Genomic DNA, 12,753 nt, shown 5'->3' on the forward strand with positions numbered 1-12,753 from the left:
GAGACCCTTCCTCCCTGCGGGACCGCGCGCGTTGCGTAGGCTGACGGCGTGAGTGCTGCTACCCGCGTCTACGTGGCGCGCCTCGCCGGCGTCGCGGTCTTCGACCCACTGGGCGACCAGGTCGGCAAGGTGCGCGACGTCGTCGTGCTCGTCCGCCCCAAGGGGCCCCCGCGTGCGGTGGGCCTCGTGGTCGAGGTGCCCGGACGCCGACGGGTGTTCGCGCCGCTGACACGGGTCACGTCGATGGACTCGAGCCAGGTCATCATCACGGGCCTGCTGAACCTGCGCCGGTTCGAGCAGCGCGCCCTGGAGACCCTGGCGGTGAGCGAGCTGCTGGAGCGCCGCGTGGCCCTGGCAGACGGCTCGGGCGCGGTGACGGTCGTCGACCTCGGGATCTCGCAGCAGCGGTCCGGCGACTGGCTGGTGGACAAGGTCTTCGTCCGCCGCGACTCCTCCTCGAAGGGTCCGCTCGGTTTCCGACGACGCGGGGAGACCCGCACTCTCGACGTCTCCGAGGTCACGGGGCTGGCGACGGTCCCCGGCGACCAGGGCGCCACCCTGCTGCTGGCGGCCTACGAGGACATGAAGGCCGCCGACCTCGCCGACGTGCTCCACGACCTCGGGGACACCCGCCGTCTCGAGGTGGCAGCAGCCCTCGACGACGAGCGACTCGCGGACGTGCTCGAGGAGCTCCCCGGGGACGACCAGGTCGCGATCGTCTCGGGCCTGGACATGGACCGGGCCGCCGACGTCCTCGAGGCGATGCAGCCCGACGACGCCGCCGACCTCCTCAACGAGCTGCCCGACGCCCAGGCCGCGTACCTGCTCGAGCGCATGGAGCCCGAGGACGCGCGCGACGTCCGGCGACTCCTGGCGTACGACGAGCACACCGCGGGCGGCCTGATGACGACCGACCCGGTGATCCTCTCGCCGGAGACGTCGATCGCCATGGCGCTCGCCCACATCCGCCGCAAGGACCTGCCGGCTGCCCTCGCGACGATGGTCTTCGTCGCCCGGCCACCGCTGGAGACTCCGACCGGACGGTTCCTCGGCGTCGTGCACTTCCAGCGACTCCTGCGCGAGCCGCCGCACGAGCCCGTCGGGTCGGTCATCGACACCGACGTCGAGGGCGTGCCGGAGTCGGCCTCGCTGGAACAGGTCACGCGCGAGCTGGCGACCTACGACATGCTCTCGGTGCCGGTGCTCGACGCCGAGCGCAGGCTCGTCGGCGCGATCAGCGTCGACGACGTCCTCGACCACCTGCTCCCCGACGACTGGCGCGAGACAGACCCCGACGAGTCCCCGATGACGACGGGAGGCGCGACGGATGGCTGACCGCATCGACCAGCCCAAGGAGCCCCGGCGCTCGTTCGTCCCCCGTGTGAGCCTCGGCGGCGAGGACGGGTTCGGCAAGATCTCCGAGTCCATCGCCCGCTTCATGGGCACGCCGCGGTTCATCCTCTACCTCACGCTGTTCTGCATCGCGTGGCTCGCGTGGAACATCTGGGCACCGCCGGACCTGCGCTTCGACAGCGCGACGAACGGGTTCACGGCTCTGACCCTGATGCTGTCCCTGCAGGCGTCCTACGCGGCCCCGCTGATCCTGCTCGCGCAGAACCGGCAGACGGACCGCGACCGTGTCCAGGCGGAGCAGGACCGCCAGCGGGCCGAGCGCAACCTGGCGGACACTGAATACCTGGCCCGCGAGATGGCCTCGTTGCGCATGGCGATGAGCGAGGTCGCGACGCGCGACTTCGTCCGCTCGGAGCTGCGGAACCTCCTCGAGGAGATCCTGGAGCAGGAGGACGAGAAGCGCCGGGCCACCAGCGACGACGGCGAGGCGGGCACCGGGGTGCCGCGCCCCTGACGAGGCACGGCGGCTCTCCCCGGTGCCACCGGACGCGGCCGTACGATGGACGCATGCCGATCGACCTTGACGCCCTCACCGCTCAGGTCCGCGACGCGCTGACGCGTGTCATCGACCCGGAGATCCGCCGCCCGATCACCGAGCTCGGCATGGTCCGGGACGTCGGACTCGAGACGATGGAGTCGGACCCCTCGCTGGCCCGGGCCGTGGTCGGCCTCGACCTGACGGTCGCCGGCTGTCCGATGAAGCAGACGCTGACGCGCGACGTGACCGCGGCGGCCTCCTCCGTCGAGGGCGTCGCCGACGTCCAGGTGGAGCTCGGCGTGATGAGCGCCGAGCAGCGCAGCGAGCTCCGGACGAAGCTGCGCGGCGGCACCGGCGAGCCCGTGATCCCGTTCGCCCAGCCGGACTCGCTGACCAAGGTGTACGCGATCGCGTCGGGCAAGGGCGGCGTCGGCAAGTCGACGGTCACGGCGAACCTCGCGGCGGCGATGGCGGCGGACGGCCTGAAGGTGGGCGTCGTCGACGCCGACATCTACGGCTTCTCGATCCCGCGGATGCTGGGCGTGGACCGCCAGCCGACGCGCGTCGACGACATGCTGCTGCCGCCGATCGCGCACGGCGTGAAGGTCGTCTCGATCGGCATGTTCGTGCCCCCGGGGCAGCCCGTGGTCTGGCGTGGTCCGATGCTGCACCGTGCGCTCCAGCAGTTCCTCGCCGACGTCTTCTGGGGCGACCTCGACGTCCTGCTCCTGGACCTGCCGCCCGGCACCGGCGACATCGCGATCTCGGTGGCCCAGCTGCTGCCGGGCAGCGAGATCCTGGTCGTCACGACGCCGCAGCTCGCGGCCGCCGAGGTCGCGGAGCGAGCGGGGTCGATCGCCACCCAGACCCAGCAGGGCGTCGCCGGGGTCGTCGAGAACATGTCGTGGCTCGAGCAGCCCGACGGTTCCCGGCTCGAGCTGTTCGGCTCGGGCGGCGGGGCCCGTGTGGCCGAGAACCTCGCGAAGCTGACGGGGACGGACGTTCCGCTGGTGGGCCAGCTCCCGCTCGACGTCGCGCTGCGCGAGGCCGGCGACGAGGGCACACCCGTGGTGCTGCGGGACCCCGCCTCGCCCGCGGCCGAGGCGCTGCGCGACGTCGCCCGGTCGCTCGGACAGCGCTCGCGCGGGCTCGCAGGGCGTGCGTTGGGGGTCTCGCCGGTCTAGACCTCACCCCGGTTCGCCGGACATGATGTTGCTTTCTGTTCACTTGTGTTGAACACTGTCTTCATGCTCGCTCCCCAGCGTCACGAACGCCTGCTGACCATGCTTCGCGCCGACGGCGCCGTACGGATCACCGACGCCGCGCTCGCTCTCGACGTCTCCGACATGACGGTGCGCCGAGACCTCGCCGAGATGGCCGAGCAGGGACTCGTGCGCAAGGTCCACGGCGGTGCCGTGCTCCCCCACGCGACGACGCACGAGCCCGGGTTCGAGGCCAAGCGCACCCACTCCGTCGGCGAGAAGGAGGCCATCGCACGCGCGGCGCTCCCCCTCGTCGCACCGGACTCCGCGATCGCGCTCTCGGCCGGGACGACGACGTCGATCCTCGCCGGCCTCGTCGCCGCCGACGCCTCCCTGCGTCCGCTGACCGTCGTCACCAACTCGCTGCCCGTGGCGGAGATCCTGCACGCGACGGGCGACGGGCAGATCGAGACGATCCTGACCGGGGGCACCCGGACGCCGTCGGACGCGCTCGTCGGGCCCGTGGCGGAACGCACGCTCGCCACCCTCCACGTCGACGTCGCGTTCGTCGGTGCCCACGGCGTCGGTGCGGACGCCGGGCTGACCACGCCGAACATCGTGGAAGGAGCGACCAACGCCGCGCTGATCGCGGGCGCAGGCCGCACCGTCGCACTGGCCGACCACACCAAGTGGGAGGAGACAGGGCTGAGCAGGTTCGCGGACCTCCGCGACCTCGACGTGCTGATCACCGACGACGGCCTCGAGCCCGAGGCGCAGGCCGCCGCGCGCGACCTCGTCGGCGAGCTCGTCGTGGCCGCCGTCGCCCCGTCGACGACCGAGACCGAGACCGGAGAGTCCGCATGAGCACCGCACGACGTCGTACCGCCACCCGTCTGGCCGACGGCCGCGAGCTCATCTACTTCGACGACAGCCCGGAGTTCCTCTCCGGCGAGCGCGAGCACCGTCTCGACGACCCGCGCCCCCTCGCCGACCGGTTCTCCCCCGTTCCCGACGCCGACGGCGTCCCGCAGCCGTTCACCGGCCCGCAGATGCGCCGCGACCCGCTGACGGGCGACTGGATCCCGCTCGCCTCGCACCGCATGAACCGCACGTTCCTGCCGGCGGCAGACTCCTGCCCCCTGTGCCCCGCGCGCCCGGACGCCGAGTACGCCGACGGGGAGATCCCCGACACGCACTACGACGTCGCCGTGTTCGAGAACCGGTTCCCCTCGCTCATGCGCGTGCCGGGCCAGGACGCCGACGGCCAGGGAGTCGCCGCGCCGGCCGACACGGTCCCCGACGACCCGCGCGACCTGCTCGAGGTCGCCGCACCGGCTGCCGGGCGCTGCGAGGTGATCTGCTTCTCCTCGGACCACCGCACCTCCGTCGTCGACCTGCCGGTCTCCCGCATCCGCACCATCGTCGACGCCTGGGCCGACCGGACCACCGCGCTCGGCGCAGAGGCAAGCATCCAGCAGGTCTTCTGCTTCGAGAACCGGGGGCGCGACATCGGGGTCACCCTCCCCCACCCGCACGGCCAGATCTACGGCTACCCGTACCTGACCCCGCGCACGGAACGGCTCCTCGACCAGGCCCGCGTCTACCGCGAGCGCACCGGCGGCAACCTCCTGCGCGACATCCTGCACGCCGAGCAGGCGTCGGGCGAGCGCGTCGTGCTCCGCAGCGAGCACTGGACCGCCTACGTCCCGTACGCCGCCCGATGGCCCGTCGAGGTCCACCTCGCCCCGCACCGCGACGTCGGGACGATCCCCGAGCTGACGGACTCCGAGCGTGACGACCTCGCCGTGATCTACCGCGAGCTGCTCCGCCGGGCCGACGCCTTCTTCGTCGAGTCCGACGGAACCCCGATCGAGCTGCCGTACATCGCCGCGTGGCACCAGATGCCGAGCTCTCGTGCCGGACGCACGACGACCGACGACGGCGCCCCGCTGGCCCGGCTCCACCTCGAGCTCTTCTCGATCCTGCGCGCACCGGGGAAGCTGAAGTACCTCGCCGGCTCCGAGTCCGGGATGGGAGCCTGGATCAGCGACACGACGCCCGAGCGGATCGCCGCGCGCTTCCACCAGCTCGGCCCCGTGGATCTGAGCGCGAGCCCGGCGTCCGCCATCACCGCGAACGGAGCACACGCATGAGCGGCGTCCTGCCCGCCTGGACCACGGACGAGGGCACCGCCCGCGCCACGACGCTCTTCGAGCAGACGTTCGGCGCGGCGCCCCTCGGGGTCTGGGCAGCGCCCGGTCGGGTGAACCTGATCGGCGAGCACACCGACTACAACGCCGGGCTCTGCCTGCCGATCGCGCTCGAGCACCGGACGTTCGTCGCCGTCAGCCCACGCGCCGACCGGCTCGTGCGGCTCGTCTCCGCCCAGGAGCAGAGCACCGTGCGCGAGGTCCGGCTCGACGACGTCGCGCCCGGGACGGTGGAGGGGTGGCCGGCGTACGTCGTCGGCGTGGCCTGGGCGCTCGAGCAGGCGGGGCACTCCGTCGTCGGCTTCGACGTCGCGGTCGACTCGTGCGTCCCCTACGGCGCCGGACTCTCGTCGTCGGCGGCCCTGGAGAGCGCCGTCGCCGTGGCGCTCGACGACCTCGCAGGGCTCGGCCTCGGTGGCGACGACGCAGAACGGGCGGCACTCGCCGCCGCGTGCGTCCGCGCGGAGAACGAGATCGCCGGTGCGCCGACCGGCGGGATGGACCAGTCGACGTCTCTGCGCGCGACCACCGGCAACGCGGTCCTGCTCGACTTCACGCCTGGCCTCGACGCCGTCGACAGCGCGCGGCACGTCCCCTTCGACCTCGCCGACGCCGGCCTGGCGCTGCTCGTCGTCGACACCCGGGCCCCGCACGCCCTCGTGGACGGCCAGTACGCGGCGCGCCGGGACGCGTGCGAGCGAGCCGCGCGGACGCTCGGTGTGACGAGCCTGCGAGAGATCGCCGACATGCTCGGCCGCTCGGAGTCCCCCGCGGACGAGCTGCCCGCCGTCCTGGCCGCGCTCGACGACGACGTCCGGCCCCGAGCCCGCCACGTCGTCACCGAGATCGCGCGGGTCGGGACGTTCGTCGGCCTCCTGGACGCCGGCGACGTCACCGAGGTCGGCCCCGTGATGGACGCCTCCCACGCGTCCCTGCGCGACGACTACGAGGTCTCGTGCCCCGAGCTCGACCTGGCGGTCACCGCCGCGCGCGAGGCCGGGGCCCTGGGTGCCCGGATGACGGGCGGAGGGTTCGGCGGGTCCGCGATCGCCCTCGTCCGGGCGACGGACATCGCAGCGGTGCAGGACGCCGTGCTCGCTGCGTTCGCCGACGCCGGGTACACGCCACCGGACCTGCTCGTCGCCGTCCCGGCCGCACCGGCCGGCCGGGCCGCCTGACCGCTATAGGTCGTAGACGGCCACCACGGGGGCGTGATCGCTGAACCGGGTGTCGTAGGACGTCGCGCGATCGACCTCGACGGAGACCGCGGCCTCGGCCAGCGCCGGGGTCGCGAGCTGGTAGTCGATCCGCCAGCCGGCGTCGTTGTCGAACGCCTGACCGCGGAAGGACCACCAGCTGTACGGCCCCGGGCCGTCCCCGCCGAACCGCCGGCCGAGGTCGGCGTACCCGAGCTCGTCGATCCAGGTGTCGAGGTACGCGCGCTCGGCGGGCAGGAACCCCGCGGAGCTCTTGTTGCCCTTCCAGTTCTTGATGTCGACCTCGTGGTGGGCGATGTTCACGTCGCCGCCGACGACGGCGCGGCGGCCGTCCGCGGCGAGCTCGCGCATCCGTGCCGTCACCCGGTCGAGGTGCGCGTACTTCGCGTCCATCGTCTCGGGCTTCGTCGCGGTGCCGGAGTGCAGGTACGCCGAGATCACGGTGACCGTCCCGCCGTCGGGCAGTGCGACGTCGGCCTCGACCCAGCGGCCGGTGTCCACGGGAGGCTCCCCGTCGTCCCCGAACGCCACCAGGTCTCCGAGGTCCCGGCGCGCGGCGGCGATCGGGAGCCGGGAGGCGACGGCCACCCCGGCCCGGCCCTTGATCTCGCACGGCACGTGCACGACGTGCCAGCCGTCGAGGAGGTCCTGCACGATCTCCTCCGGCGCACGGACCTCCTGGAGCAGGACGACGTCGGGGTTGCGGGTGGCGAGCCAGCCGGCCATGTCGCGCTTGAAGGCTGCGCGGATGCCGTTGACGTTGACGGTGGCGATGGTGATCACGGGACTATCCGATCACACGCCGCCGACAGTGGTTGCCGCGGCCGCGGCGCGCTCGGCGGTGTCGACGACGTTGGCCAGCAGCATCGCGCGCGTCATCGGCCCGACACCGCCCGGGTTCGGCGAGATCCAGCTCGCCACGTCGGCGACCGCGGGGTCGACGTCCCCGCGCAGGCGCGCCTTGCCGGTCTCCGGGTCCAGGACCCGCGAGACGCCCACGTCGAGGACCACGGCGCCCGGCTTGACGTGCTCCGGCGTGACGAACCCGGGGACCCCGGCGGCCGCGACGACGACGTCGGCGTTCCGCAGGTGCGCGGCGACGTCGCGGGTACCGGTGTGCGTGAGCGTCACCGTGGCGTTGATGTCCTTGCGGGTCAGGAGCAGCCCGATCGACCGGCCCACCGTGGTGCCGCGGCCGAGCACGACGACGTCCTTGCCTGCGAGGTCGATCCCGTGCCGCTGCACCAGCTCCACGATGCCGGCCGGGGTGCAGGGCAGCGGCGAGGTGATCTCCTCGGAGACCCGCAGGACCAGGCGCCCGAGGTTGGTCGGGTGCAGCCCGTCCGCGTCCTTGGCTGGGTCGATGCGCTCGAGGACCGCGTTGGTGTCGATGCCCTTCGGCAGGGGCAGCTGGACGATGTACCCGGTGCAGGCAGGGTCGGCGTTGAGCCGGTCCACGGCCGCCTCGACGTCCGCCTGGGAGGCGGTCTCGGGCAGGTCCTCGCGGATCGAGGCGATCCCGACCTCGGCGCAGTCGCGGTGCTTGCCGCCGACGTACGAGACCGAGCCAGGGTCCTGACCGACGAGCACGGTCCCGAGTCCGGGCGTGACGCCCTGGGCGGTGAGTGCGCTCACGCGCTCGGCGAGCTCGGACTTGATCGCGGCGGCGGTCGCCTTGCCGTCGAGGATCTGTGCGGTCATGGGGGCTCCCAGGGTCTGCGGGGTCGGCGTCTGTGCGGGGTGCGTCCGGTCGGGCGGTGCGACGCCGGTCGAGCGCCGTCCGGCCGTGGCCGACCACGGGGTCGCGCGAGCCAGCGCCAGGGCTGGGGTGCGCGACCGCGTGGTCGACGAGGTCGTGCTGCCGGTCAGTACTGCTGCAGACCCGGGTAGAGCGGGAACTGCTCGGTGAGCCGCTCCACGCGGGCACGCAGCGCGTCGACGTCGGCCGCCGCACCGGCCTTGAGGGCCGTCGCGATGATGTCCGCGACCTCGGAGAACTCGGTGTCGCCGAAGCCGCGGGTGGCGAGAGCCGGCGTCCCGATGCGCAGACCCGAGGTGACGCGCGGCGGGCGGGGGTCGAACGGCACGGCGTTGCGGTTCACGGTGATGCCGACGGAGTGCAGGAGATCCTCGGCCTGCTGGCCGTCGAGCTCGCTGTGGCGCAGGTCCACGAGGACGAGGTGCACGTCGGTGCCGCCCGTGAGGACGGAGACGCCCTGCTCGGTCACGTCCGCGGCCGTCAGGCGCTCCGCGATGATGCGGGCGCCGTCGATCGTGCGCTGCTGACGAGCCTTGAAGTCGTCCGAGGAGGCCACCTTGAAGGAGACCGCCTTCGCGGCGATCACGTGCATCAGGGGCCCGCCCTGCTGCCCCGGGAAGACGGCCGAGTCGATCTTCTTGGCGTACTCCTCCTTGGAGAGGATGAAGCCCGACCGGGGGCCGCCGATCGTCTTGTGCACAGTGGAGGAGACGACGTCCGCGAAGGGCACCGGAGAGGGGTGCAGCCCGGCGGCGACGAGGCCTGCGAAGTGGGCCATGTCGACCCAGAGCTTGGCGCCGACCTCGTCGGCGATCGAGCGGAAGGCCGCGAAGTCGAGCTGACGCGGATAGGCGGACCAGCCGCCGATGATGACGTCGGGGCGCTCGGCGAGCGCCGTCTCGCGGACCTTGTCCATGTCCACGAGGTGCGTCTGCGGGTCCACCCCGTACGCCGCGACGTCGTAGAGCTTGCCGGAGAAGTTGATCTTCATCCCGTGCGTCAGGTGGCCGCCGTGCGCGAGCTCGAGCCCGAGGATCTTGTCGCCCTTGTTGATCAGCGCGTGCAGGACGGCGGCGTTGGCGGTGGCGCCCGAGTGGGGCTGGACGTTGGCGTGCTCGGCACCGAAGAGCGCCTTGGCGCGGGTGATCGCGAGGTTCTCCGCGACGTCGACCTGCTCGCAGCCACCGTAGTAGCGGCGACCGGAGTAGCCCTCGGCGTACTTGTTGGTCAGCACGGATCCCTGGGCCTGCAGGACCGCGCGGGGCACGAAGTTCTCGGAGGCGATCATCTCGAGGGTGTCGCGCTGGCGGGCCAGCTCCCCGTCGAGGACTGCCGCGATCTCCGGGTCGAGCTCGGAGATGTTCTGGTTCATGACGTCAGGCTGCTCGCTCATCGTTCTCCTTGGACTGTTGTCAGCAGGCACGGTCTGGTCGATCAGTCCTGGAGCGCACGGGCCCGCCGGTCCACGCCGGGCACGCACCGTCCAGGTGGTGACCGGGGCCCAGGCGAACGACCCGAAGTCTGCACTGCACGCCGCTCCCCGGTGGTTGTTTCCACCCGCCCGGCGCGCTCGGTGAGGAGCATCGCCAGGACCGCCAGTCGCGACGCGATCATCGTAACGGACGACGGACGCGCGTGGGCCGCCCGGATCGCATCCGGACGGCCCACGGGCGGACGAGGCCGCGACGTCGTGGCTCAGGCGAGGCGTGAGCGACGCTTGCTGACCAGGTCGAACGCGACCGCGAGCAGCAGCACGAGGCCCTTGATGGCCTGCTGCCAGGCTGCGTCGACCGCCATGATCGACAGACCCATGTTGAGCACGCCCATGATCAGCGCGCCGATCATGGCGCCGGAGATCCGCCCGACGCCGCCGGTGACCGCGGTGCCGCCGATGAAGCAGGCGGCGATCGCGTCGAGCTCGTAGTTCACCCCGGCCGACGCTACGCCGGCGCCGGCGCGCGACGTGGTGACGATGGCCGCGACGGCCGCCAGGACGCCCATGTTGACGAAGATCCCGAAGTCGACGCGACGCGAGTTGACCCCGGAGAGCACCGCGGCGTGGCGGTTGCCGCCGACGGCGTAGATGTGCCGGCCGAAGACGGTGCGGTTCAGGACGAACGTGTACCCGATGATCAGCGCCCCGACGATGAGCAGGACGATCGGCGTACCGCCGGCGGACAGCGACAGCCAGTAGGTGACGACGGCGATGAGCACCGAGGCGACGACGAGCTTGATCACGAAGGCCGACATCGGCTCTACCGCCAGCTCGTGCCTGCGTGCGGCGGCCCGGGACCGCCACTGGGTGACCGCGAACGCGACGATGCCGACGGCACCGATGCAGAGCGTGACCACGTCGGCGTCACCGATGAAGCCCAGCCAGTTGGGCAGCGACCCGTTGCTGATCGCGTTGAAGCTGCTGGGCAGTCCCGCCACGGTGGTCCCGACCAGGACGATCGCGAGCCCGCGGAAGATCAGCATGCCCGCGAGGGTCACGATGAAGGCAGGAATGCCGACGTAGGCGATCCAGAACCCCTGCCACATCCCGACCAGGGCACCGATGCCGAGAGAGAGGACGACCGCGAGGATCCACGGCAGCTCCCAGTCGGTGAGCATGATCGCGCACAGGCCGCCGACGAACGCGACGACCGACCCGACCGAGAGGTCGATGTGACCGGCGACGATCACCATCACCATGCCAATCGCCAGGATCATCACGTAGGCGTTCTGCTGGATCAGGCTGGCGATGTTGTTGGGGTAGAGCAGGCGCCCGTCCGTCAGCACCTGGAAGAGCAGCACGATGACGATCAGCGCGCCGACGATCCCGTACTGGCGGACGTTGCGGCCGAGGTACTCGCTGACGGCGGTCATCGGACGACCTCTCCCTTGTCCATGGTCATGTAGTGCATGAGGTTCTCCTGGGTGGCGTCGGCACGGGCGACCTCGCCCGTGATCCGACCTTCGTTCATGGCGTAGATGCGGTCGCAGACCCCGATCAGCTCGGGGAGCTCGGAGGAGATCACGATGACGGCCTTGCCCGCGTCGGCGAGTGCGTTGATGATCCCGTAGATCTCGAACTTGGCGCCGACGTCGATCCCGCGGGTCGGCTCGTCGAGGATCAGCACGTCCGGGTCGGAGTAGACCCACTTGCTCAGGACGACCTTCTGCTGGTTTCCCCCGGAGAGCTTGCCGACGACGGACTCGACGCTCGGGGCCTTGATCCGGAAGTCGTGCCGGTACTTCTCCGCGACGACGACCTCCTGCTCGGTCTCGACGACGCCCCACCGCGAGAGCTTGCCCAGCGCCGAGGCGGAGACGTTCTCACGGATGGTCTGGATCAGGTTGAGACCGTAGCGCTTGCGGTCCTCGGTGGCATAGGCGATCCCGTGCGAGATGGCCTCGGCGACGTTCCGCGTACGGATCTTGGACCCGTTCTTGTACACGCTGCCGCTGATGCCCGTGCCGTAGCTCTGGCCGAACACGCTCATCGCGAGCTCGGTCCGGCCGGCACCCATCAGCCCCGCGAGCCCGACGATCTCGCCTGCGCGCACGTGCAGGTTGGCGTGGTCGACCACGACGCGCTCGGGGTTGACCGGGTGGTGCACGGTCCAGTCCTCGATCCGCAGCACCTCCTCGCCAATGGTCGGCTCGTGCGTCGGGAACCTGCTGTCGAGCTCGCGCCCGACCATGCCGCGGATGATCCGGTCCTCCGAGACCGGCTCGTCGCCGTGCAGGTCGAGCGTCTCGATGGTCTGCCCGTCCCGGATGATCGTGACCGAGTCCGCGACGGCCGCGATCTCGTTGAGCTTGTGACTGATGATGATGCAGGTGATCCCTGCGCCGCGGAACTGGTCGATCAGTCCGAGCAGGTGCGCGCTGTCCTCGTCGTTGAGCGCTGCCGTCGGCTCGTCGAGGATCAACAGCTCGACGTCCTTGGAGAGCGCCTTGGCGATCTCGACGAGCTGCTGCTTGCCGACACCCAGGTCCGCGGCCTGCGTCGCCGGGTCCTCGTGCAGCCCGACCCGCTCGAGGAGCTCCTTGGCGTCACGCGACGTCCGGTTCCAGTCGACGACGCCCGCCCGCGACTTCTCGTTGCCGAGGAAGATGTTCTCGGCGAGGGAGAGGTAGGGGACGAGTGCGAGCTCCTGGTGGATGATGACCACCCCGCGCGCCTCGCTCTCCTTGATCCCCCGGAACTCGCACGGCGCCCCGCCCAGCAGGATCTCACCGTCGTACGTCCCGTGGGGGTAGACGCCGGACAGGACCTTCATCAGGGTCGACTTGCCCGCGCCGTTCTCGCCGCAGATCGCGTGCACCTCACCGCGGCGCACCTGCAGCGTGACGTCCTGCAGCGCCTTGACGCCAGGGAACTCCTTCGTGATCGACCGCATCTCGAGGTGGCTCTCGCCGGTCATCCGTGACTCCTCACTCGTGCTGGGGTGCCACGCCGCGCCCGGGAGCGATCCCGGGCGCGGCG

11 protein-coding genes and 1 riboswitch are annotated in these 12,753 nt (G+C 71.6%); of the genes, 6 read left to right on the forward strand and 5 right to left on the reverse strand.

The features are described from left to right. The first annotated feature begins 48 nt into the window (after window positions 1-48). The 6 genes from BLU20_RS11495 (at window position 49) to galK (ending at window position 6,481) form a co-directional block, all read left to right on the forward strand. The gene (locus tag BLU20_RS11495) at window positions 49-1,335 is read left to right on the forward strand and encodes a magnesium transporter MgtE N-terminal domain-containing protein (RefSeq protein ID WP_029252297.1); all 1,287 of its coding nucleotides are present in this window, start codon (window positions 49-51) and stop codon (window positions 1,333-1,335) included. Continuing rightward, the gene (locus BLU20_RS11500) at window positions 1,328-1,867 is read left to right on the forward strand and encodes a DUF1003 domain-containing protein (RefSeq protein ID WP_083372598.1); all 540 of its coding nucleotides are present in this window, start codon (window positions 1,328-1,330) and stop codon (window positions 1,865-1,867) included. The genes BLU20_RS11495 and BLU20_RS11500 overlap by 8 nt, the downstream gene beginning before the upstream one ends. A gap of 53 nt (window positions 1,868-1,920) precedes the next feature. Beyond that, a complete protein-coding gene (locus tag BLU20_RS11505; RefSeq protein ID WP_083372599.1) occupies window positions 1,921-3,075 on the forward strand; it encodes an Mrp/NBP35 family ATP-binding protein in 1,155 nt (384 codons plus the stop codon). Window positions 3,076-3,138: 63 nt separating this feature from the next. Next, window positions 3,139-3,957 (forward strand): DeoR/GlpR family DNA-binding transcription regulator, encoded by an 819-nt coding sequence (locus BLU20_RS11510; protein ID WP_083372600.1) that lies wholly within the window; start codon window positions 3,139-3,141, stop codon window positions 3,955-3,957. Then, entirely contained in the window at window positions 3,954-5,246 is a 1,293-nt protein-coding gene (gene galT, locus BLU20_RS11515) for a galactose-1-phosphate uridylyltransferase (RefSeq protein WP_083372601.1), read from the forward strand. Before BLU20_RS11510 ends, galT begins: the two co-directional genes overlap by 4 nt. Further along, window positions 5,243-6,481: a galactokinase gene (gene galK, locus BLU20_RS11520; protein WP_083372602.1), complete on the forward strand. Its 1,239-nt coding sequence runs from the start codon at window positions 5,243-5,245 to the stop codon at window positions 6,479-6,481. Before galT ends, galK begins: the two co-directional genes overlap by 4 nt. A 3-nt stretch (window positions 6,482-6,484) precedes the next feature. Here the strand turns inward: galK and BLU20_RS11525 are convergent, their stop codons facing one another. From BLU20_RS11525 to mmsA, 5 genes are all read right to left on the reverse strand, one after another. Then, entirely contained in the window at window positions 6,485-7,303 is an 819-nt protein-coding gene (locus BLU20_RS11525; RefSeq protein ID WP_083372603.1) for an exodeoxyribonuclease III, read from the reverse strand. A 12-nt stretch (window positions 7,304-7,315) separates the two neighbouring features. After that, on the reverse strand, window positions 7,316-8,221 hold the full coding sequence (locus tag BLU20_RS11530) for a bifunctional methylenetetrahydrofolate dehydrogenase/methenyltetrahydrofolate cyclohydrolase (RefSeq protein ID WP_083372604.1): 906 nt from the start codon (window positions 8,219-8,221) through the stop codon (window positions 7,316-7,318). Between the two features lie 164 nt (window positions 8,222-8,385). Then, window positions 8,386-9,672: a serine hydroxymethyltransferase gene (gene glyA, locus BLU20_RS11535; protein ID WP_083372605.1), complete on the reverse strand. Its 1,287-nt coding sequence runs from the start codon at window positions 9,670-9,672 to the stop codon at window positions 8,386-8,388. 99 nt (window positions 9,673-9,771) lie between these two features. Further along, window positions 9,772-9,892, reverse strand: a riboswitch (ZMP/ZTP riboswitch). 82 nt (window positions 9,893-9,974) lie between these two features. Then, window positions 9,975-11,147, reverse strand: coding sequence for a multiple monosaccharide ABC transporter permease (mmsB, locus tag BLU20_RS11540; protein WP_083372606.1), 1,173 nt, complete (start codon window positions 11,145-11,147; stop codon window positions 9,975-9,977). Next, window positions 11,144-12,691, reverse strand: coding sequence for a multiple monosaccharide ABC transporter ATP-binding protein (mmsA, locus tag BLU20_RS11545; RefSeq protein WP_083372607.1), 1,548 nt, complete (start codon window positions 12,689-12,691; stop codon window positions 11,144-11,146). Before mmsA ends, mmsB begins: the two co-directional genes overlap by 4 nt. Window positions 12,692-12,753 lie beyond the last annotated feature (62 nt).

This window comes from Paraoerskovia marina (assembly GCF_900105445.1).
In the GTDB taxonomy this organism is placed as follows: domain Bacteria; phylum Actinomycetota; class Actinomycetes; order Actinomycetales; family Cellulomonadaceae; genus Paraoerskovia; species Paraoerskovia marina.